This is a genomic window from Pseudomonas sp. Irchel s3a10 (genome assembly GCF_900187525.1).
Lineage (GTDB): Bacteria > Pseudomonadota > Gammaproteobacteria > Pseudomonadales > Pseudomonadaceae > Aquipseudomonas > Aquipseudomonas koreensis_G.
The window spans coordinates 291,286-312,633 of record NZ_FYDR01000006.1 but is presented as its reverse complement, the minus strand read 5'-3'; the positions used below and the strand labels follow the sequence as shown (position 1 = coordinate 312,633).

The 21,348-nt window shown below is 60.3% G+C and carries 17 protein-coding genes; 7 read left to right on the top strand and 10 right to left on the bottom strand.

What is annotated here, in order from left to right; translation table 11 throughout:
- The first annotated feature begins 213 nt into the window (after window positions 1–213).
- On the top strand, window positions 214–1,086 hold the full coding sequence (locus tag CKW11_RS19425) for a LysR family transcriptional regulator (protein WP_095138814.1): 873 nt from the start codon (window positions 214–216) through the stop codon (window positions 1,084–1,086).
- Between the two features lie 122 nt (window positions 1,087–1,208).
- On the opposite strand, the gene CKW11_RS19420 is transcribed toward CKW11_RS19425, so the two are convergent.
- On the bottom strand, window positions 1,209–2,069 hold the full coding sequence (locus CKW11_RS19420) for a LysR substrate-binding domain-containing protein (RefSeq protein ID WP_095138813.1): 861 nt from the start codon (window positions 2,067–2,069) through the stop codon (window positions 1,209–1,211).
- Between the two features lie 112 nt (window positions 2,070–2,181).
- On the opposite strand from CKW11_RS19420, the gene CKW11_RS19415 reads away from it, so the two are divergent.
- The 3 genes from CKW11_RS19415 to CKW11_RS19405 all read left to right on the top strand — a co-directional run bounded on the left by CKW11_RS19415 (window position 2,182) and on the right by CKW11_RS19405 (window position 5,004).
- On the top strand, window positions 2,182–3,291 hold the full coding sequence (locus tag CKW11_RS19415; RefSeq protein ID WP_095138811.1) for a 2-aminoethylphosphonate--pyruvate transaminase: 1,110 nt from the start codon (window positions 2,182–2,184) through the stop codon (window positions 3,289–3,291).
- Window positions 3,292–3,436: 145 nt separating this feature from the next.
- Window positions 3,437–4,264, top strand: a complete 828-nt coding sequence (phnX, locus tag CKW11_RS19410) for a phosphonoacetaldehyde hydrolase (RefSeq protein WP_095138809.1) — start codon at window positions 3,437–3,439, stop codon at window positions 4,262–4,264.
- A gap of 191 nt (window positions 4,265–4,455) precedes the next feature.
- Window positions 4,456–5,004, top strand: a complete 549-nt coding sequence (locus tag CKW11_RS19405; protein WP_095138807.1) for a cytochrome b — start codon at window positions 4,456–4,458, stop codon at window positions 5,002–5,004.
- A gap of 153 nt (window positions 5,005–5,157) precedes the next feature.
- Here CKW11_RS19405 and CKW11_RS19400 read toward each other — a convergent pair whose 3' ends face one another.
- Both CKW11_RS19400 and CKW11_RS19395 read right to left on the bottom strand, forming a co-directional pair.
- Entirely contained in the window at window positions 5,158–6,084 is a 927-nt protein-coding gene (locus CKW11_RS19400) for a 1-aminocyclopropane-1-carboxylate deaminase/D-cysteine desulfhydrase (RefSeq protein WP_095138805.1), read from the bottom strand.
- Between the two features lie 227 nt (window positions 6,085–6,311).
- Window positions 6,312–8,351: an FAD-dependent oxidoreductase gene (locus tag CKW11_RS19395; protein WP_095138804.1), complete on the bottom strand. Its 2,040-nt coding sequence runs from the start codon at window positions 8,349–8,351 to the stop codon at window positions 6,312–6,314.
- 206 nt (window positions 8,352–8,557) lie between these two features.
- On the opposite strand from CKW11_RS19395, the gene CKW11_RS19390 reads away from it, so the two are divergent.
- Entirely contained in the window at window positions 8,558–9,688 is a 1,131-nt protein-coding gene (locus tag CKW11_RS19390; RefSeq protein WP_095138803.1) for a nitrilase-related carbon-nitrogen hydrolase, read from the top strand.
- 3 nt (window positions 9,689–9,691) lie between these two features.
- Complete coding sequence (locus tag CKW11_RS19385) at window positions 9,692–10,732, top strand: AraC family transcriptional regulator (protein WP_095138802.1); 1,041 nt, start codon at window positions 9,692–9,694, stop codon at window positions 10,730–10,732.
- A 4-nt stretch (window positions 10,733–10,736) separates the two neighbouring features.
- Here CKW11_RS19385 and CKW11_RS28880 read toward each other — a convergent pair whose 3' ends face one another.
- From CKW11_RS28880 to CKW11_RS19375, 3 genes are all read right to left on the bottom strand, one after another.
- Window positions 10,737–10,865 (bottom strand): hypothetical protein, encoded by a 129-nt coding sequence (locus CKW11_RS28880; RefSeq protein WP_256582100.1) that lies wholly within the window; start codon window positions 10,863–10,865, stop codon window positions 10,737–10,739.
- A gap of 253 nt (window positions 10,866–11,118) precedes the next feature.
- Complete coding sequence (locus CKW11_RS19380) at window positions 11,119–12,015, bottom strand: DUF2242 domain-containing protein (protein ID WP_095138801.1); 897 nt, start codon at window positions 12,013–12,015, stop codon at window positions 11,119–11,121.
- Between the two features lie 91 nt (window positions 12,016–12,106).
- A complete protein-coding gene (locus tag CKW11_RS19375) occupies window positions 12,107–13,006 on the bottom strand; it encodes a LysR family transcriptional regulator (RefSeq protein WP_095138800.1) in 900 nt (299 codons plus the stop codon).
- Window positions 13,007–13,126: 120 nt separating this feature from the next.
- Here CKW11_RS19375 and CKW11_RS19370 point away from each other — a divergent pair, with 120 nt between their 5' ends.
- On the top strand, window positions 13,127–14,323 hold the full coding sequence (locus CKW11_RS19370; protein ID WP_095138799.1) for an MFS transporter: 1,197 nt from the start codon (window positions 13,127–13,129) through the stop codon (window positions 14,321–14,323).
- A gap of 599 nt (window positions 14,324–14,922) precedes the next feature.
- Here the strand turns inward: CKW11_RS19370 and CKW11_RS19365 are convergent.
- From CKW11_RS19365 to clpX, 4 genes are all read right to left on the bottom strand, one after another.
- Window positions 14,923–16,794, bottom strand: coding sequence for a SurA N-terminal domain-containing protein (locus tag CKW11_RS19365; RefSeq protein WP_095138798.1), 1,872 nt, complete (start codon window positions 16,792–16,794; stop codon window positions 14,923–14,925).
- 236 nt (window positions 16,795–17,030) lie between these two features.
- A complete protein-coding gene (locus tag CKW11_RS19360; protein ID WP_008077714.1) occupies window positions 17,031–17,303 on the bottom strand; it encodes an HU family DNA-binding protein in 273 nt (90 codons plus the stop codon).
- A gap of 148 nt (window positions 17,304–17,451) precedes the next feature.
- Window positions 17,452–19,848, bottom strand: coding sequence for an endopeptidase La (gene lon, locus CKW11_RS19355; RefSeq protein WP_003223634.1), 2,397 nt, complete (start codon window positions 19,846–19,848; stop codon window positions 17,452–17,454).
- Between the two features lie 163 nt (window positions 19,849–20,011).
- Window positions 20,012–21,295 carry an ATP-dependent Clp protease ATP-binding subunit ClpX gene (gene clpX / locus CKW11_RS19350; RefSeq protein WP_003223632.1) on the bottom strand — a complete coding sequence of 428 codons (1,284 nt, stop codon included), beginning with the start codon at window positions 21,293–21,295 and terminating at the stop codon, window positions 20,012–20,014.
- Window positions 21,296–21,348: the final 53 nt, after the last annotated feature.

Genomic DNA, 21,348 nt, shown 5'->3' with positions numbered 1-21,348 from the left:
GTTTTTTATTGTTGAGCACTGCGCCAGCGCCCCATCCCTGATGGCGATAGCGGTCAGATGAGTCCTGTTGTTGCACGCACAGGCTCATCGCCAACGCTGCTGTCCGAGCGGACAGTCAGCGCTGGCGTGAGCGGATCAAAGCAATTACTGTTTAATAAATAAAATCGATTTATCGTATTTCACACATAAGCTCAGCTTGTTACTGGAGGCTGCATGTCGGTGTCCCACGCCCAGCTCAAAGCCTTCCACGCCGTGGCCGTTCATGGAAGCTTCACCAAAGCCGCCGAACGGCTTTTTCTCACGCAACCGGCGATTTCCGACCAGGTGCGCAAACTCGAGGAACGCTTCGGCGTGTTGCTGTTTCATCGCAACAAGCGCTCGGTGCGGCTGACCGATCTCGGCGAGCGCCTGCTGGCAATCACTCAGAGGCTGTTTGTGATCGAGTCTGAAGCCCAGGAGCTGCTGCAGGAATCCCAGGCGTTGCAGACCGGCAGCCTGATTCTCGCAGTGGACGCGCCGATACACGTGCTGCCGCAGATCGCGCGGTTCTGTGAGCGGTATCCGGGGATCAGCGTGAAGATCGAGACCGGCAACACCGATGAATCGCTGTTTCGCCTGTTCAACTATCAGGCCGATCTGGCGCTGCTCGGGCGTGATGTCACTGATGAACGTCTGCTGTGCGTGCCGCTGCGTAACGACCCGATGGTGGCGTTCGTCTCGCGCCATCATCCGTGGGCCGAGCGCGAGTCGATCTGCCTGGCCGACCTGGACGACACACCGCTGGTGCTGCGCGAACACGGCTCGGTGACCCGGCAGACCCTGGAGGAAGAAATGGCCCGCGCCGGGTTCCGCATTCGTCCGGCGATTCAGGTCGAGGGCCGGGAAGCGGCGCGTGAGGCAGTGGTGGTGGGGATTGGTGTGGGGGTGGTGTCGGCGGCCGAGTTTGGCGCGGATTCGCGGGTGTGTGCGTTGCCGATTACCGATTGCACCCGGCGCTTGACCGAGACACTGGTGTGCTTGCGTGAGCAGAGTTCACGGCGGGTGGTGGCGACGTTTCTCGATATGGTGCGCGAGAGCCTTGTGTAAACCGGTCTGGCCCCTTCGCGAGCAAGCTCACTCCTACAGAGGATCTATGTCGGTCAAACATTATGTGCTCCCCACAACACTTGTAGGAGTGAGCCTGCTCGCGATTGGAGCACCACGGTGTATCAGGCCGGCGCCAGACCGAAGAACGCCTGAATCAGGCGCAACTCCCGCCGCCGCTCCATGCAGCCGATCATGTGCCGATTGACCAGCCCGTCCCCGACAATCGGAATCGCCACCACCCGCGGGTCATGGCTGACCTCCACCGACGACACCACCCCCACCCCCAGCTCCGCTGCCACCGCTTCGGTCACCGCCTCACGGCTGTCGAGTTCCAGCAACACTCGCGGATTGACCGCCGCCTGCGCACACGCCTGATCAAAGGTACGGCGGGTAATCGAACTCGGCTCGCGCAACACCATGATCACTTGATCCAGCGCCTTGAGCTCTACTTCGCCGGCACGCTGCGCCCACGCATGTGCGGCGGGCACCAGCGCGCAAATCCGCGATTCGCTCAACGCTTGCAAATGCAGGCCTTTGCGCGGTTCGACCTCGGTCAGCACCGCCACGTCGGCATGCTCGGATAACAGCGCGGCAAGGGTTTCCTGCGCATTGCCCAGGCGCAAATTCACCGTGATCCCCGGATAGCGCGCACGCAGGCTGGCGAGCATTGGCATGACCATGTGCGGGCCGTCTGCCGCCACCTCCAGACGCCCAGTCAGCAACTGGCGGTTGGCTTCGAGCAGGGTCTGCGCTTCTTCGGCCAGACCGAACATGGCGCGGGTGATCGCCGCCAGTTTAATGCCCTCCTCGGTCAACTCCACCCGGCGCGCAGTACGGCGCAACAAGGTGATCTGGTAATGCTCCTCCAGCGCCTTGATGTGTCCGGTGACCGCCGGCTGACTGATGAACAGACGCGCGGCGGCGCGGGTGAAGCTGCCTTCCCGGGCCACGGCGTCGAAGGCGCGCAGCTGGAACAGATTCATGAATAACCCTCACTGATGGCTGGCATAACAACAAACAATTTGATTGATAGACCGCCGAATTGCAACGTATGCCCCGTAGCTTCATCCCCCAGCGCTTCCCGAGGACACACGAATGAGTATCGCCGAACCCATCCTGCTCACTCCCGGCCCGTTGACCACTTCAGCCCGCACCCGCCAGGCGATGATGATCGACTGGGGGTCATGGGATGACCGCTTCAACCAACTGACTGCCAGCCTTTGCGAACAATTGCTGGCGATCCTCAACGGCGCCGCCACTCACCACTGCGTGCCGTTACAGGGCAGCGGCACTTTCGCGGTCGAAGCCGCCATCGGTACCTTGGTGCCACGCGACGGCAAAATCCTCGTGCTGATCAACGGTGCCTATGGCAAGCGTCTGGCGAAGATCTGCGAAGTGCTCGGCCGCTCGTACAGCACCTTCGAAACCGCCGAAGACGAACCGACCACCGCCGCTGACGTCGACCGTTTGCTGTGCGCCGATGGCGACATCACCCACGTCGCGTTGATCCACTGCGAAACCAGCACCGGCATCCTCAACCCGCTGCCAGAGATTGCCGACGTTGTTGCGCAGCACGGCAAGCGCCTGATCATCGACGCCATGAGCTCGTTTGGCGCGTTGCCGGTGGATGCGCAAAAAGTCCCGTTCGATGCGCTGATCGCCGCTTCGGGCAAGTGTCTGGAAGGCGTGCCGGGGATGGGTTTCGTCTTCGCTCGCAAGGAATCGCTGGCTGCAGCGGCCGGCAACTCGCATTCGCTGGCGATGGACCTGTACGACCAGCACACCTACATGCAAAAGACCGGTCAGTGGCGTTTCACCCCGCCGACCCACGTGGTCGCCGCGCTGCACGAAGCGTTGCTGCAATACAACGAAGAAGGTGGCCTGCCCGCCCGTCATGCGCGGTACGCCGCCAACTGTCAGGCGCTGATGGAAGAGATGGGCAAACTCGGCCTGCGCAGCTTCCTGCCGGCGGCGATCCAGGCACCGATCATCGCCACCTTCCATGCCCCGCAAGACCCGCGCTACCAGTTCAAGGACTTCTACGAACGGGTCAAGGCCAAGGGATACATCCTCTACCCCGGCAAACTGACCCAGGTCGAAACCTTCCGCGTCGGCTGCATCGGCCACGTCAATCCGGACCAAATGCGCCAGGCCGTGGCGGCAGTGGGTGAAGTGCTGCGCGAGATGGAAGTGCTAGAGATCTAACCCACACCAAAAATCCCTTTGTAGGAGTGAGCCTGCTCGCGATTGCGTTTCAGCATTCACCGACGATGGCGACTGACACACCGCTATCGCGAGCAGGCTCACTCCTACAGTTTGAATCGCATTCCAATACAGGATTCTGACCAACATGAACTACACCAACCCAAACAAACTGCAAGCCGCCATCCTCGACTGGGCCGGCACCGTGGTCGATTTCGGCTCGTTCGCACCGACGCAGATCTTCGTTGAAGCCTTCGCCGAATTCGACGTTCAGGTCTCCATCGAAGAGGCCCGTGGCCCGATGGGCATGGGCAAGTGGGATCACATTCGTACCCTGTGCGATCAGCCACAAGTGGCCGAGCGTTACCGCAAAGCCTTCGGCCGCACCCCGACCGATGATGACGTGACCGCGATCTACAACCGCTTCATGCCGCTGCAGATCGAGAAGATCGCCGAGCACTCGGCGCTGATTCCCGGCGCACTGGAAACCATCGCCAACCTGCGCCAGCAAGGGATCAAGATCGGCTCCTGCTCCGGCTACCCGAAACAGGTGATGGACAAGGTCGTGGCGCTGGCCGCTACCAACGGCTACGTCGCCGACCACGTAGTCGCCACCGACGAAGTGCCGAACGGTCGGCCATGGCCGGCTCAGGCCCTGGCCAACGTGATCGCCCTGGGCATCGACGACGTCGGCGCCTGCGTGAAGATCGACGACACCGTACCGGGCATCCTCGAAGGTCGTCGCGCCGGAATGTGGACCGTGGCGCTGATCTGCTCGGGCAACGCACTGGGCCTGGACTACGCCGGCTACCGGGCGCTGGGCAGCGACGAACTGGCCAGCGAACGCAAACGCATCCACGCGCTGTTCGCCGATTCGCGTCCGCACTACATGATCGACACCATCAGCGACCTGCCGGAAGTGATTGCCGACATCAACAAGCGTCTGGCCAACGGTGAGATGCCGCAATCGAGCTGATTGCGCCTTTGGTCAACAATAGAAAACGCCAGGGTCTTCGCGACACTGGCGTTTTTTTTGGCTAAAGCCCTGACTCAGCGCAGTGAAACTCCGATCAGCCTCAGGCAAATCCGCCAAAGCGGTTTACAGTTAAAGCATGCCGTCGCGCAAGAACGGCACGTGGCGACCCTGATCTGTGAGGAAAACACCGTATGCCGTGGACAAGTTCCGAATCCCGCTACAGCACCGTGTCCGTGCTGCTGCACTGGCTGATGCTGATCCTGTTGGTGCTGGTGTACGCCAGCATGGAGTTGCGCGGGATTTTTCCCAAAGGCAGTGGCGGTCGCACGCTGATCCGCGAAGTGCATTACATGCTCGGCCTGACCGTGTTCGTGCTGGTGTGGTTTCGTCTGGTAGCACGCAGCATTGGCCCGGCACCGAAAATCTTCCCGGCCTCGCCGCAATGGCAAATCCTGCTGGCGCGGGTGATGCACTGGCTGTTGTACCTGTTCATGATCAGCATGCCGATTCTCGGCTGGCTGATCACCAGCGCCGAGGGGCATCAGGTGATGTTCTACGGTTTCGATTTGCCATTGCTGGTGAGCGAGGACAAAGCGTTCGCCAAACAAGTTGAAGGCTGGCACGTGCTGATTGCCACCGCAGGTTACTGGCTGATCGGTCTGCATGCCTTGGCGGGGCTTTATCACCATTATGTGGTGGGCGATAACACGTTGCTGCGGATGATGCCCAAGCGCGGTTGAACACCAACTCGGTGAATTTGCGAGGGAGCTTGCTCCCGCTGGGCTGCGTAGCAGACCTGAATCCTGAAAATGTGGACTGTCAGGCAAACTGTATTCGCTGAATCGACGACGGCTGCGCCGCCGAGCGGGAGCAAGCTCCCTCGCCACAGAACTTCAACTGTAGGAAGTGAATCCGCGGCGCCCCTGCAAACCGCCGGTATGAACAAAGATCAACCGGGTACCTGGCTCGAATCTGCCGGCCTCGATCTGCTCCTTGAGCGCCAACAACGCCTTGCCGGTATACAGCGGCTCCAACGGGACGCCGCTGCTCTGTTCAGTGTTGTCGATGAATTCGAGCAACACCGGATCGACTTTGGCGAAACCACCCCGACTCGCGTCGAACAATGCGTAATTCGTCATTGCCATATCCGTCTCCCGAACGATCGCCTCCACCTGCGCCGCCACGCCGTGATCCTCCGGCACCGCCAGCGCGCCGTACACCGCACGCTCTCCCGCCTCGGCGAGCACTAGCCCCGCCAGGGTTGTCCCGGTGCCGCACGCCAGCCACCAGCCTTGATAATCGCTCCAGCCCAGATGGTTCAGTTGCGTGTTGACTTGCTCCCTGAGCGCTTTGCAGCCCAGCGCACCGGCCAATCCGCCGCCACCCTCCGGCACTGTGTGCAGATTCGGGTACTGCGCCTGCCACGGCTCCCAGAAGCCGGGCTCATGCCGCGCCCGATAGCCGCCGTAACCGAGCCAGTGCAGTTGCATGCCGAACGCCTGCAAGTCCTCAACCGTGGGCGTCTGCTGTGGATGGCCACGCAACAGCCCAACGGTTTCGAAACCCAGACGCTTGCCAGCCGCAGCCAGCGCATGCAGATGATTGGAATGCGCGCCACCCAGGCTGATGATGCCCTGCGCGCCGGCGCGGTCGGCGGCCTTGAGATGCTCGACGAGCTTGAACCATTTGTTGCCGCTGATCAGCGGGTCGATCCGGTCCAGACGCAGGATCGCGACCTCGATTCCGGCGTTGGTGAGCCAGTCGAGTTGAAGCAATTCGAGTGGGGCTTGGGGTAGCCAGTTGGCGGGAGGAACAAGCATGGGCGACTGATCATTCTGGGCAGAGGCCCGCATTCTAGTCGCTCACAGTACGCCATCGCGAGCAGGCTCACTCCTACAGGATCCGCGCCATCCATAAATGTTGCGAACACCGCCAATCCACTGTGGGAGCGGGCTTGCTCGCGAAAGCGTCGTGTCAGCCGACCTATGCGTTGACTGACACTCCGCCTTCGCGAGCAAGCCCGCTCCCACAGGGGGATTTATGGTGGTTACAGTTCAGCGGCGAGACGCGAACCCTGATTGATCGCGCGCTTGGCATCCAGCTCGGCCGCCACATCAGCGCCGCCGATCAGGTGCACGTTCTGCCCCGCCGCGACCAGACCTTCCTGCAGATCCCGCAGTGGATCCTGGCCGGCGCAGATGACGATGTTGTCCACCGCCAGCACTTGCGGCTCGCCGGTTTCGCCGATGCGGATGTGCAGGCCTTCATCGTCGATTTTCAGGTATTCAACGCTGTTGAGCATCTGCACCTGCTTGTTCTTCAGACCGGTGCGGTGAATCCAGCCAGTGGTCTTGCCCAGACCATCACCGACCTTGGTTTTCTTGCGCTGCAACAGGAACACTTCGCGAGCCGGCGCGTGCGGCGCTGCTTTGATCCCGGCCACGCCACCACGGGCTTCCAGATGGGTGTCAATGCCCCACTCCTTCCAGAACGCGGCGCGATCCAGACTGGTGGCCACGCCTTGGTGCACGAGGAACTCGGAGACATCGAAACCGATACCCCCCGCGCCAATCACGGCAACGCGTTTGCCCACCGGTTTGCGCTCTAGGATCACGTCCAGATAGCTCAGCACCTTGGCGTTGTCCACTCCCGGAATCGCCGGCACACGCGGTGCGATGCCGGTGGCGAGGATGATTTCGTCGTAACCGCCCTCGACCAGTTTCGCCACGTCCACGCGAGTATTCAGGCACACCTCGACATTCGTGGTCTGCAGCTTGCGCTTGAAGTAGCGCAGGGTTTCGAAGAATTCTTCCTTGCCCGGCACGCGCTTGGCGATGTTGAACTGCCCGCCAATCTCGCTGGCCGAATCGAACAACGTCACCTGATGGCCACGCTCGGCGGCCACGGTCGCGGCGGACAGACCGGCAGGCCCGGCACCGACCACGGCAATCTTCTTGATCTGCTGCACCGGCAAATAGTTGAGCTCGGTTTCATGGCAGGCACGCGGGTTCACCAGGCAACTGGTGAGTTTGCCGCCGAAGGTGTGATCGAGGCACGCCTGGTTGCAACCGATGCAGGTGTTGATTTCGTCGGCGCGGCCTTCGGCGGCCTTGTTGACGAAGTCCGGATCGGCGAGGAACGGCCGCGCCATCGAGACCATGTCGGCATCGCCTTCGGCGAGAATCTGCTCAGCGATCTCCGGGGTGTTGATGCGGTTGGTGGTGATCAGCGGGATGCTCACCGAACCACGCAGCTTGGCGGTGACCTTGCTGAACGCCGCACGCGGCACCTTGGTGGCGATGGTCGGGATCCGCGCTTCGTGCCAGCCAATGCCGGTGTTGATGATGGTCGCGCCAGCCTGCTCGATGGCTTTGGCCAGGGTCACAATCTCTTCCCAACTGCTGCCGCCCTCGACCAGATCGAGCATCGACAGACGGAAAATGATGATGAAGTTCGGGCCGACTGCTTCGCGTACGCGGCGAACGATTTCCACCGGCAAGCGCATGCGGTTTTCGTAGCTGCCGCCCCAGCGGTCGGTGCGGTGGTTGGTGTGCGCGGCGAGGAACTGGTTAATGAAATAACCTTCCGAGCCCATGATCTCCACGCCGTCGTACTCGGCGCTCTGTGCCAGCACCGAGCAGGTGACGAAATCGCTGATCTGTTTCTCGATGCCGTCCTCGTCCAGCTCTTTGGGCTTGAACGGGTTGATCGGCGCCTGGATCGCACTCGGCGCGACCTGTTTCGGGCTGTAGGCATAACGCCCGGCGTGGAGGATCTGCATGCAGATCTTGCCGCCCGCCTCGTGCACTGCGCGGGTGACGATGCGGTGTTTGAGCGCTTCTTCCTCGGTGGTCAGCTTGGCTGCGCCGGAGTACACGCCGCCCTCGTCGTTCGGGCCGATACCGCCAGTCACCATCAGGCCGACGCCGCCACGGGCACGCTCGGCGAAGTACGCGGCCATGCGTTCGAAGCCGCCCGGTTTCTCTTCTAGGCCAGTGTGCATCGAGCCCATCAGGGTGCGGTTGCGCAACGTGGTGAATCCCAGGTCCAGCGGGGCCAACAGGTGCGGGTAGTGAGCGGCGGTCATCGGTAACTCCACAACGAGCAATCACGGAAATTGCGGGAGCTCTGCGTCCCCCGTCAGTCATGTTCGACAGACTAAGAGTCGCACTGCTGTCACTCAATGACCGAAACTGACAACTTATTGATCCAAATGCGCAGCGCCCCTTGGCAAGCGCAGGTATGCGCCCTACCCTAGTCGCCACACCCTGTACCCGGCTGTTGTTGGTTTTCATGCGCAAACTTCTGTATCTGTTTTTCTCCATGGCCATCGTTGCCGCCCTGACCACCTACGCCATGTGGGCGGCGGACCGGCCGGCGGGGCATTACCTGTCGGACCTGCGGATCAAACTGGCGGTCGATCAGGGCACCCCGTCCGACCGTGGCAATTTGCTGGGCATCCAGCCGGAACTGTTTCCCACCGACTACCAAAGCCCGGAACGCCTGCATCGCAAACTCGCGGCCTATCTGCAACAGGCGCAGGATCAGGGGTTGCTGAACGAGAAAACCGTGGTAGTCCTGCCCGAGCATGTCGGTACCTGGCTGATGATCAGCGGCGAAAAAGACGAGCTGTATCAGGCCCCGACCCTCGCCGAAGCGATGAACTGGCTGGCGGCGAGCAACCCGCTGCTGTTCGCCCGCGCCTGGCTCACCGCCAAGGGCGATAACCGCCTGAACGACGCGCACCTGCGCATGAAGTCCAAGGCCATGGCCAAGGACTACCAGGCGTTGTTCGGTGGTCTTGCCAAGGAGTTCCAGGTGACGCTGGTGGCCGGCTCCATCGTCCTGCCCGAACCAAGCATTCGCGATGGCCAGCTCAAGCCCGGCAGCGGCGCGCTGTTCAACAGCAGCGTGGTGTTCGGTCGTGATGGCGTGCCGCTGGGCCAGCCCCAGCGGCAGATGCACCCGATCTTCGAACAGCGCGACGTGCTCGATAGCGAAGACGCCCACGCGATCAACGTGGTCGAGACCCCGGCCGGGCGTTTGGGTGTGCTGATCGGCAGCGACAGTTGGTACCCCGACAACTATCGCCAACTCGACGAGCATGGCGCGCAACTGGTGGCGGTGCCCGCCTTCGTCGTCGGTCACGACGCCTGGAATCAGCCGTGGGCCGGCTACAAGGGTTCGAGTACGCCGGGGTCGGTCAGCCTCAAGCCCGGGGAAATCAGTGAAGGTCAGGCGTGGCATCGCCTGACGCTGACCGCGCAACCGCCGAGCAGCCGTGCAATTGCCGGCATGAGTGTGTTCCTGCGCGGCCAATTCTGGGACAAGCCCGGCTCGGGGCAAAGCTTCCTCAGCAGCAACGGCCAGCAATTCGCCGACGGCGAGGCCCGTGGTGCGCGCCTGCTGAACGTCTGGTTGTAAGACATGAAGCCGCTGCCGATGCGCCTTGGGGATCTGTCGGTAGGCTTCGTTCACAGCCTGGCCGATGCGGTGCGCAGCCACGGCGCTGATCCGCAATCACTGCTTGAACAATATGGTCTGGATGCCGCGCGACTGGCCGAGGCCGGTGCGCGGCTGTCGATCCCGCGCTACATGCGTCTGGGGCACAGCGCGATCCAGTTGACCGGCGATCCGGCGCTGGGCCTGCGCATGGGCCAGCTCAGCCGCTTGAGTCAGGCTGGACTGGCCGGGGTCACCGCCGCACAAGCGCCGACCGTGCGCGAGGCGGCCCGCTGCCTGATCCGCTTCGAGCCGCTGTACGGCTCCAACTATCGCGGCCAGTCGAGTTTTCATGAAGACGCCCATGGCGCGTGGCTGCGCTTCTATTCGATCAGCCCGTACAACGCCTATAACCGCTTTGTGGTGGATTCAATTATCGCCGGCTGGCTGCATCAGCTGTCCAGCGTCGGTCGCGAGCCACTGCGCGCCGAACGCATCGAGATCGAATTTGACGCGCCGGACTATCGCGACGCCTACAGCGCACTGGGCGAGTGCCCGATCCAGTTCGGCGCTGAGCGCAATCAATTGCGCCTGAGCCTGAACAGCCTTGCGCTGCGCAACCCCGAGCACTGCCCGAGTACCTGGAAGCATTTGCTCGCATTGTGTGAACGGGAACTGGAGCAATTGACCCGCACCCGCAGCCTGCGTGAACGCATTACTCAGCTGTTGGGGCCGTTGCTCAATGGTGGCCGGGAACCCGACCTGGAAGAAGTGGCGGCGCGCCTGAAGCTGCCGACCTGGACCTTGCGCCGCAAACTGGCGGAGGAAGGCACACAGTTTCGCGCGATCCTCAACGACACCCGCCGTGATCTGGCGATGACCTACATCCGCGACACCGAACTGGCGTTCGGCGAAATTGCCTACCTGCTGGGCTTTGCTTCAGCCGAGGCGTTTCAACGCGCCTTCAAGCGCTGGAGCGGCCAGACGCCCGGCGAGTTTCGCCGCAGTCACCGCAAAACCGCCTGACACCTTACAGCTCGGTGGCGTCTTCGGCCGGCTCTGGCTGATCCAGTTCATACGCCTGGTATTCGAGCAGTTCTTCTTGATACTCGTCCATCGTGTGATCCCCCTGCTGCCCGCTTGAAAATAGCCCGGCCAACTGACCAGTGCCTCGAGCCTATCGTGCCCGTATGAAGGAAAAGTGACATCCAGCCTTCATGAATAAAACGTAGCAGGTGGTCAGGAATTTATCGCAGGATTTTTGTCAGGGGAATGTAACGAGATTTGAGTACACCACAAAACAAATGTGGGAGCGGGCTTGCTCGCGAAAGCGCAGTGTCAGTCGCCATGTACATGGACTGACACTCCGTATTCGCGAGCAAGCCCGCTCCCACAGGAGAACCCGGCGCGGCTTACTGCATTGCCGGAATCGGCTCGGACGGTGGCGGGATATTGGTCGGGTTGGCCGGCGGAGTGATCGTTTCGGTGGTCGGTGCAGGCTCTGCACTCGGTGCCGGGGTAATCGGCGCTGACTCGGCCGGCGGCACTACCGGCTCGGAACCCGTTGGCGTCGGCGCAACCTGGGCCGGCGCCGGGGTCGCTGCCGGGGCTGCCGGCGTCGTGTTCTGGGCAGGCTCGACAATCCCGGCTGGCTGTGGCGCAGGCGCTGTCTCTGCTGCCGGCGCAGGTGTTGAGGGCGTCGCCGGCGCTGCAGCGGCAGGCTTGGGCTCCGGCACACCGAGATCGGTCTTGGGTTTCTCTTCGATATGCGCGGCTTTCTTCGCATCTGCCGGCAGGAACAACTCAACCAGAGTGAAGAACCGCTCGTAGAATTTCTGCGAAGTCACGGTTTCGCTGGCAACCTTGACCATCGAATCGTCAGAAGAACCGATCGGCATCGATACCGAACCCAGTACGCCAACCCCGAGACTGGCGGAGTTGTTGGTCTTCTTCAGCGCGTAGCGATCCTGCAGGGCATTGGCGAACACCGTGGCATGGTGCTTGGCGCTGCCATCTTCGGCACATACCACGTTGAAGCTGATTTCCAGGTGGGTTTCCCCGGTCTGCTGGAAACTCTTGTGGCCACTGACCAGTTTCGGGTCACTGCTGGTGATGATGTAGCCCTGGCTGAGCAACGCACGACGGGCCGCCTCGCAACTCGCGGTGTCGGCCACCGGATAATTGCGCGAGAACGTGCCGGAATCATCGAAGTTCTCATGCTCATAGATCGGCTTGTCCTTCGAACAGCCAGCAACAGCGGTCAACAACAGCGCCAACCCAACGACACGCATGGGAATTGAAATCAACATTGAACATCCTGAGGAAAAACAGTCCGGGGCGTATTGTGCAACAGAACTTGGCCCTGCGGCGCATGGATTGTGTCTTAAAGCCGTTACAACCCTATTGACCCTTGTTTACCGGAAAAAGTCGCAGCGCCAAGTGATCGATGAAGACGCGCAATTTGGCCGTGGCATGGCGGCTGGACGGCCACAACACCCAGAACTGACCGACGTGTTGCAGATGCGCATCCAGCACCCGCTGCAAGCGCCCCTGCGCTACGTCCTCATGGGTCATGAAATCCGGCAGGCAGGCGATACCCATCCCTGCCAGGGCCGCATGTTTGACGGCTTCGATGGAGGTGGTGACCAGCCGCGTCGGCAACCTCGGCTCCGGCGCGCCCTCCTCGCCAATCAATGGCCAAGGCTCCAGCTTGCCGGTGGCATGAAAGGTGTGCCGCAAGCAGGCGTGCTCCGCCAGATCGCCGGGGATTTGCGGTACGCCGCGCTGCTGCAGATACAGCGGGCTCGCCACCAGCACCATGTGAAATTCGCCCAAGGGCCGCGCCATCAGCCGTGAATCTCGTGGCTGACCGGTACGAATCACCGCATCGAAGCCCTCCTCGACCACGTCGACCATGCGATCGGTCAGGTCCAGATCCAGCTCGATCTGCGGGTACAGCGCCATGAACTCATTCACCACCGGCATCACCAGGCCATGCACCTGCGGCAGGCTGATGCGCAGTTTGCCATGGGGCTGGGATGCGGAATCGCAGAGTTCGAACTCGGCGGCTTCCACCTCGGCAAGAATTTTGCGACAGCGTGCGAGAAACAGCGCGCCCTCGCTGGTCAGGGTGATGCTGCGGGTGGTGCGGTGAAACAGCCGCACGCCCAATCGCGCCTCCAGCCGGGCGATACTCTTGCCCACCGCTGAAGCCGACACGCCCTGCAGCCGCCCCGCTTCGGTAAAACTGCGGGTCTCGGCGACCTGCACAAACACCGAAATACTGCCCAGACTGTCCATTCCATCCCTCCGATTCACGACATCCGTGTCCGATATGTTCGGAACCGTAACCCATTTTTCTCCACTGCGCAGCGCCCTAGCCTAAGGCCTTCTCCCACTTCGGCACATGGACGCTGACTCATGAACGACGCACAACTGGCCTCCTCGGCCCTCACCCAGCCAGTCGACACCCGCGAACGATTACCCCTCGGCGCTCTGCTGGCCCTGGCCACCGCCGGCTTCATCACAGTGCTGACCGAAGCCATGCCCGCCGGCCTGCTGCCACAAATGAGCGCGGGGCTGAATGTCTCGCAGGCACTGGTCGGGCAACTGGTTACCCTGTACGCGATTGGCTCGATGCTCGCCGCCATCCCGCTGACCATCGCCACCCGCGGCTGGCGTCGTCGGCCATTGCTGCTGTCAGCCATCGGCGGCTTCGCCATCGCCAACAGCATCACCGCCGTGTCGGAGTGGTACTGGCTGACGTTGACCGCACGCTTGCTCGCCGGGATATTTGCCGGACTGCTATGGGCGTTGCTGGCAGGCTACGCCAGCCGTATGGTCGCCCCACACCTGCAAGGCCGCGCGATTACCGTAGCCATGCTCGGCGCGCCGCTGGCGCTGTCGCTGGGCATCCCGGCGGGAACACTGCTCGGCACACTGGTCGGCTGGCGCCTGAGCTTCGCCATCATGACTGCGCTGACGCTGCTGCTGGTGATCTGGGTACGCTGGCAAGTGCCGGATTTTGCCGGAGAACGCGCAGGAAAACGCCTGCCTCTGCGTCAGGTCTTCACCCTGCCCGGCGTACGCTCAGTGCTCTTCGTAACCTTGACCTACGTGATCGCCCACAACCTGCTGTACACCTACATCGCACCATTCCTGCAACCGTCGGGACTGGCCAGCGACATCGACCGGGTGCTGCTGGTGTTCGGCCTGGCCTCAGTGCTGAGCCTGTGGATCGTCGGCAGCCTGATCGATCACTGGCTGCGCGAACTGGTACTGATCAGCACGCTGCTGTTCATGCTCTCCGCCATCGCCTTGGGCCTGTGGCGAGACTCGGCGACCGTGGTCTACATCGCCGTCGCCGTGTGGGGCCTGGCGTTCGGTGCGATGCCTTCGCTGCTGCAGACTGCCTCGGCGAAAACCGCTGGAGAAGCTGCCGATACGGCCCAGTCGATGCTGGTGACCCTGTGGAATGTCGGGATTGCCGGGGGTGGTTTGGCGGGTGGTTTGCTGCTGGGGAGTCTGGGGGTTGGGGTTTTTCCGTGGATTGTTGTGGGATTGCTGGTTTTGACTTTGAGTGCGGTACTTAGGGCTCGGGGCTATGGGTTTGTGTGATTGGGATGTTTGTCTTTGAGGGGTCGGGGCGACTAGTCGGCCGTCTTCGCTGGCAAGCCAGCTCCCACAATTGATCTGCGGATAGTCAGTTAGAGACAGGTCGGCTCGTAGGCCGCCTTCGCGAGCAGGCTCACTCCTACAGAAAAGCAAAAGCCGACCGCACGCTTTTCACCACTCAACAGGATGAGCGCAAGCTCGGCTGCAGCTCTTGATCTTGCCGTGCCGGCCCCATCGGCAGGCTGAGTGAAGGGGTTTATCCGGGGATGGGAGCGCAGCGACCGTTCGACGAAGTCGAACACATCGAGAGGAGGTGCAGCGAAGCAAACCGTAGGCGATGCCCCCGGATGAATCCCGTAACGAAGGAACCCGAGCCACGGCGAGGGCCGAACGCCGGGGCCCAGACCTTTGCTTCCTTTGGGGCGTTTGCCAAAGGGAGTCGCCGTAAGGGCGAAACCGCCAGCCGCAGCACCCGAAGCAACGGATATTCACCCAACTCACAAGAGCATGGTCGGCCCAAAGGCCGCCAAGCCCAAAAACCCAAGCGAAAAAAAAGCCCCGACCATAAGATCGGGGCTTCCCTGTTACCACTCAGTCAACCATCAATACCGCTTGATGTCCGCCTGACTCTCCAACTGCTTACGCAACGCCGCAAAATCCTGCTGCCCCTCACGCGAAGCAAGGAAACGACGGTACTGCGCCTTCTCTTCATCAGTCGGCGCTACCGCTTCATTCACACCGTCCAGACGCACAATCATCAGACTACCGTCCTGCAAGGTCACGCTGCTGAACGTCGGCTTGCCCTTGGCCGCCGGTTTCGGCATACGGAACAACGCCTGCAGCACAGTCGGGTCAACCCCTTCCTGAGCACGAGTCGCCGCCGTCACAACCTTCCAGCTCTGGCCATCAACTGCCTTGTCCAGCGGAGTCTTGCCATCACGCAGACTGGCGATCAACTGGTCAGCCTTGGTCTTGGCCGCAGCGCTGGCATGCTCTTTGGTCAACTGGGCACGAATCGAGGTGTTGACCGCTTCCAGCGGCAGTTGCTCGGGCTTCAGATGCTCCTTGGCACGCAGGACAACCACGGTTTCCGGATCCAGCTCGATGCCGGTGCTGTTGGCGTTTTCTTCCAGCACTTCCTGGCTGAACGCAGCGGTCACCACAGCACGGTTGGCCGCAATGCCTTCACCACCTTCACGGCCGAACGGCTTGGAAGTGTGCACGGTCAGCTTCAGGTCCGCTGCTGGCTGAGCCAGGTCAGACGCTTCGAACGCCGAGTCTTCCAGTTGCTTGGTTGCCTCGACAAAACGCTGCTCGACCTGTTGAGTCTTCAGCTCGCGGGTCAGCTTGTCTTTCAGGCTGGCCAAGGTCGGAACTTCCGGCGCTTCAACACCCAACAGCTTGATCAGGTGGTAACCGAAATCGGTACGCACCGGCTCGGACACCTGATCCTTGTTCAACGAGTACAGGGCTTTTTCGAAGGCAGGATCGTAAACGCCAGGACCGGCGAAACCGAGGTCACCGCCATTATTGGCCGAACCCGGATCCTGCGAGAACTCCTTGGCCAGCGCTTCGAATTTCTCGCCCTTGGCCAGACGCGCCTGGACTTCTTCGATCTTCGCCTTGGCCTGAGCGTCGGTGGTCTTGTCGTTGACTTCGATCAGAATGTGCGCCGCTCGACGCTGTTCCGACAGGTTGGCGATCTCTTTCTGATACGCCGCCTGCAGGTCTTCGTCCTTGACCGCAACCTGGTCGAAGAACGAGGACTTCTTCAGCTCGACATAATCGACAACCACTTGCTCAGGGGTCATGAACTCTTTGGCGTGCTCGTCGTAGTAAGCCTTGACCTCATCGTCAGTCAGCTTGACCGCGGCCGGATCGGCCTTGACGTTCAGCGAGGCGAAATCGCGGGTCTGTTTTTCCAGACGGGCAAAGGCCAGCACTTCGGCGTCGGTAACAAAGCCGCTGCCGGCAACACCGGCGCGCAACTGACCGATCAGCATTTCCTGAGCCAGCATCTGGCGGAATTGCATGCGGGTGTAGCCCAGTTGACGAATCACCTGGTCGAAGCGCTCGGAGCTGAACTTGCCGTCCACCTGGAATTCAGGAGTCTGCAGGATCACCTGATCCAGTGCGCCTTCGGAGAAAGCGAATTTCGACTGTTCTGCGCCTTGCAGCAGCAGCTTGCGATCGATCAGCCCCTTAAGGGCCGATTCGCGGAGCATTTTTTCGTCAAGCAAGGAAGCATCGAAGTCCTTGCCCAGCTGTTGCATCAGCTGACGGCGTTGCATGTCAACGGCCTGGCTCAGCTCGTTCTGGCTGATTTCTTCACCATTGACCTTGGCCGCATCGTTGGTATGCGTCGTGGCCTGGAAAATGGCGTCGAAACCGGTCAGAGCCATCAGTGCAACGATGACCCCGATAATGGTCTTGGCAATCCAGCCTTGTGAATTGTCCCTGATATTCTGCAGCATGCGTCCCCCAGAAACGGTTGAACTTCAAAAATTTGGCAACCGTGGAGCGTGGGTAGAATCCGGATAGAAGAAAGGCGCATCCGAGGATGCGCCTTCTCGTAACTGGCGGAGCGGACAGGGCTCGAACCCTCGATCCCGGCGTTACAGGCGGCTGTTCCAGCGACCTGCTCTACCGCTCCGCTGCCAAGTCAGGCATGACCCCGACCCGGATGGGTAAAAACCTGAAACAAACTAACTTAGTTAACAGCTTCTTTCAGTGCTTTACCGGCTTTGAAACCTGGCTTTTTAGCAGCAGCGATTTGCAGCGTCTTGCCGGTCTGTGGGTTACGACCAACGCGAGCTGGACGATCAGTCACGGAGAAAGTGCCGAAACCAACCAGAACAACGGAGTCGCCAGCCTTGAGAGCGCCAGTGACGGATTCGATCACAGCGTCCAGCGCACGGCCAGCAGCAGCTTTCGGGATATCAGCGGATGCAGCGATAGCATCAATCAGTTCCGACTTGTTCACTCTAAGTCCCCTTATATCTATTTTGAGATGATTCTAAGTTTTTTGGTGAAAGCAAAAACGAGTGCTGAATGGCCTACAGACACTTAAGAGCCGCTTTATAACAAGGGCTCTAAAAAGCTGTCAAGGAAGCCACCCAGGCAAAAACGTATTAATGCGTGCTAATTCTTTCCTTTGAATCAGACTCACGTTTTTCGTCCTTGGAAACTATCTCCGGAGCCACATCCGGCAAGGGCTCCGGCGCGTATTGCAGCGCAATTTGCAGGACCTCGTCAATCCATTTAACCGGTTTAATCTGCAGATCCTGCTTGATATTGTCAGGAATCTCCTTCAGATCGCGCACGTTTTCTTCCGGAATAATCACAATCTTGATTCCGCCGCGATGAGCCGCGAGCAGTTTTTCCTTCAGACCACCAATCGCCAGTACCTGACCACGCAACGTGATCTCACCGGTCATGGCAACATCGGCGCGCACCGGAATCCCGGTCAAGGCCGACACCAATGCCGTGCACATGCCCACACCAGCGCTAGGACCGTCTTTCGGGGTCGCCCCTTCCGGCATGTGAATGTGGGTGTCGCGCTTCTCGTGGAAGTCCAGAGGAATGCCCAGGCTTTTGGCACGGCTGCGCACAACGGTCAGCGCGGCAGTGATCGATTCGACCATTACATCGCCCAGCGAACCGGTCTTGATCAGTTGACCTTTACCCGGCACCACAGCCGCCTCGATGGTCAGCAATTCGCCGCCCACCTGAGTCCACGCCAGGCCAGTCACCTGACCGATCTGATCCTGTTGCTCTGCCAGACCGTAGCGGAATTTACGTACGCCGAGGAAATGCTCCAGCAAATCTGCTGTCACTTTTACCGAGAAGCGTTTTTCCAGCGCGTGCTCTTTCACGGCCTTGCGGCAGACTTTGGCGATCTGACGTTCGAGGCCACGCACACCGGCTTCACGGGTGTAGTAACGGATGATGTCGCGAATCGCTTCCTCGTCGAATTCCAGCTCGCCCTTCTTCAGACCATTAGCGGCGATCTGCTTGGGCGACAGGTACTTGACGGCAATGTTGATCTTTTCGTCTTCGGTGTAGCCCGGCAGACGAATGACTTCCATCCGGTCCAGCAGTGCCGGCGGGATGTTCATCGAGTTCGAGGTGCACAGGAACATCACATCGGACAGGTCGTAATCGACTTCCAGATAGTGATCGTTGAAGTTGTGGTTCTGCTCCGGATCGAGCACTTCCAGCAACGCCGATGCCGGGTCGCCACGCATGTCGCTGCCCATTTTGTCGATTTCATCGAGCAAGAACAGCGGGTTGCGTACACCCACTTTTGTCATCTTTTGAATCAATCTTCCCGGCATCGAACCGATGTAAGTCCGGCGGTGGCCACGAATTTCCGCCTCGTCACGCACGCCACCCAGGGCCATGCGCACGAATTTACGGTTGGTGGCGTGGGCAATCGACTCTGCCAGCGAGGTTTTACCCACGCCAGGAGGACCCACCAGGCACAACACCGGGCCACGGATCTTCTTCACACGCTTCTGCACGGCGAGGTATTCAAGGATGCGCTCCTTGACCTCTTCGAGACCGTAGTGATCGGCATCGAGAATGTCTTCAGCACGCGCCAGGTCGAGGCGTACCTTGCTTTGTGCCTTCCACGGCACCTGCACCAGCCAGTCGATGTAGGAGCGCACCACGGTGGCTTCAGCGGACATCGGCGACATTTGCTTGAGCTTGTTCAGCTCGGCGGTGGCCTTGGCCAAGGCATCTTTCGGCAGGCCGGCGGCATCGATGCGCTTTTTCAGCTCTTCGATTTCATTGTGACCTTCGTCACCGTCGCCCAGCTCTTTCTGAATGGCCTTCATCTGCTCATTCAGGTAGTACTCGCGCTGGCTGCGCTCCATTTGCTTTTTGACGCGGCCGCGAATGCGTTTTTCAACTTGCAGCAGATCGATCTCGGCATCCAGCAAGGCGAGCACGTGCTCGACCCGGGCCGACAGATCGATGATTTCGAGGATTTCCTGCTTTTGCTCGATTTTCAGCGCCATGTGCGCGGCCATGGTGTCGACCAGGCGGCCAGGCTCATCGATGCTGTTGAGCGAAGACAGGACTTCAGCCGGGACTTTCTTGCCCAACTGCACATATTGTTCGAACTGCGACAGCAGGCTACGCACGAACACTTCAGATTCGCGCTCGGCGGCGTCGACTTCGTCGATCAGCGAGACTTCGGCACGGCAATGCCCGTCGACTTCGCTGAAGCGCTCTACAGCGCCGCGCTGCTCACCTTCGACCAGAACCTTGACGGTGCCGTCCGGCAGCTTCAGCAGCTGCAATACAGTGGCGATAGTACCTACGCGATAGAGAGCGTCTTCACCGGGATCATCGTCAGCCGGGTTTCTCTGGGCCAGCAGCAGGATCTGCTTGTCGCCCGTCATCGCGGCCTCGAGGGCTTCGATGGATTTCTCGCGCCCCACGAACAGCGGGATAACCATGTGCGGATAAACCACGACATCACGCAATGGCAGGAGAGGCAATTCGATGGTTGTCTTCATGATTTCGCCTCTACGGCGGCCATATGGCCGTAATCAGATGGAATTAAACTTGAAACCAAGATGGGGGCTGCCTTGAAAAAAAACAAGCGCAAAGCGGATGTAAAAAACGACATAAAAAAAAAGAGGCCCGAAGGCCCCTTCTTTGTTCCGGCAGTGTGGACGCTTACGCGTCCGGCGCTGCCTTGGCCGTCGGCTCACTGTTTTCGTAGATATACAGTGGCTTGGACTTGCCTTCAATCACGCTTTCATCGATGACGACTTTACTCACTTCGGACTGCGAAGGGATTTCGTACATCGTGTCGAGCAGCACACCTTCGAGAATCGAGCGCAGGCCACGGGCACCGGTTTTACGTTCCAGGGCACGCTTGGCGACCGATTTCAGTGCGTCGGTCCGGAATTCCAGATCCACGCCTTCCATCTCGAACAGCTTGGCATACTGTTTGGTCAGAGCATTTTTCGGCTCGGTGAGGATCTGCATCAACGCAGCCTCATCCAGCTCGTCCAGCGTCGCAAGAACCGGCAGACGACCGACGAATTCCGGGATCAGACCGAACTTGACCAGATCGTCAGGCTCGACTTCACGCAGGGATTCACCGACTTTCTTGCCTTCTTCCTTGCTGCGCACTTCTGCGTTGAAACCGATGCCGCCCTTGGTGGAACGGTTTTGAATAACCTTTTCCAGACCGGAGAACGCACCACCGCAGATGAACAGGATGTTACGGGTGTCGACCTGCAGGAATTCCTGCTGCGGATGCTTGCGACCACCTTGCGGCGGGACGGAAGCGACCGTGCCTTCGATCAACTTGAGCAAGGCCTGCTGCACGCCTTCACCGGAAACATCGCGGGTGATCGACGGGTTGTCGGACTTGCGGGAAATCTTGTCGATTTCGTCGATGTAGACAATGCCCATCTGGGCCTTTTCCACGTCGTAATCGCACTTTTGCAGCAGCTTCTGAATGATGTTCTCGACATCTTCACCTACGTAACCGGCCTCGGTGAGGGTGGTTGCGTCGGCGATGGTGAACGGAACGTTCAGCAGGCGGGCCAGTGTTTCGGCCAGCAGGGTTTTACCGGAGCCTGTCGGGCCGATCAGCAGGATGTTGCTCTTGCCGAGTTCGACGTCGTCAGCCTTCTTGTCACGCTGATTCAGGCGCTTGTAGTGGTTGTACACCGCTACGGCCAGAACCTTTTTCGCACGCTCCTGACCGATTACATATTGGTCAAGGATGCCGCTGATTTCTTTAGGCGAAGGCAATTTATGCGCGCTGCTTTCGGCCTGTGCTTCCTGCACCTCCTCGCGGATGATGTCATTGCACAGGTCGACGCACTCGTCGCAGATAAAGACCGAGGGGCCGGCAATCAATTTGCGCACTTCATGCTGGCTTTTGCCACAGAAGGAGCAATAGAGCAGCTTGCCGTTGTCCTCGCCGTTGCGGGTGTCAGTCATTCGTTCGATCCAAATCCGATAGGCTTGCAACACAAGATGAAGGCTATTGCGGG

Bases quoted from the DNA above. Each gene is read 5' to 3' on its own strand.
- CKW11_RS19425 (WP_095138814.1), top strand. From the start codon at position 214: ATGTCGGTGTCCCACGCCCAGCTCAAAGCCTTCCACGCCGTGGCCGTT.
- CKW11_RS19375 (WP_095138800.1), bottom strand. From the start codon at position 13,006: ATGGACAGTCTGGGCAGTATTTCGGTGTTTGTGCAGGTCGCCGAGACC.
- lon (WP_003223634.1), bottom strand. From the start codon at position 19,848: ATGAAGACAACCATCGAATTGCCTCTCCTGCCATTGCGTGATGTCGTG.
- CKW11_RS19400 (WP_095138805.1), bottom strand. From the start codon at position 6,084: ATGCTTGTTCCTCCCGCCAACTGGCTACCCCAAGCCCCACTCGAATTG.
- CKW11_RS19415 (WP_095138811.1), top strand. From the start codon at position 2,182: ATGAGTATCGCCGAACCCATCCTGCTCACTCCCGGCCCGTTGACCACT.
- CKW11_RS19365 (WP_095138798.1), bottom strand. From the start codon at position 16,794: ATGCTGCAGAATATCAGGGACAATTCACAAGGCTGGATTGCCAAGACC.
- CKW11_RS19385 (WP_095138802.1), top strand. From the start codon at position 9,692: ATGAAGCCGCTGCCGATGCGCCTTGGGGATCTGTCGGTAGGCTTCGTT.
- CKW11_RS19395 (WP_095138804.1), bottom strand. From the start codon at position 8,351: ATGACCGCCGCTCACTACCCGCACCTGTTGGCCCCGCTGGACCTGGGA.
- CKW11_RS19405 (WP_095138807.1), top strand. From the start codon at position 4,456: ATGCCGTGGACAAGTTCCGAATCCCGCTACAGCACCGTGTCCGTGCTG.
- phnX (WP_095138809.1), top strand. From the start codon at position 3,437: ATGAACTACACCAACCCAAACAAACTGCAAGCCGCCATCCTCGACTGG.
- CKW11_RS19380 (WP_095138801.1), bottom strand. From the start codon at position 12,015: ATGTTGATTTCAATTCCCATGCGTGTCGTTGGGTTGGCGCTGTTGTTG.
- CKW11_RS19370 (WP_095138799.1), top strand. From the start codon at position 13,127: ATGAACGACGCACAACTGGCCTCCTCGGCCCTCACCCAGCCAGTCGAC.
- CKW11_RS19420 (WP_095138813.1), bottom strand. From the start codon at position 2,069: ATGAATCTGTTCCAGCTGCGCGCCTTCGACGCCGTGGCCCGGGAAGGC.
- clpX (WP_003223632.1), bottom strand. From the start codon at position 21,295: ATGACTGACACCCGCAACGGCGAGGACAACGGCAAGCTGCTCTATTGC.
- CKW11_RS19390 (WP_095138803.1), top strand. From the start codon at position 8,558: ATGCGCAAACTTCTGTATCTGTTTTTCTCCATGGCCATCGTTGCCGCC.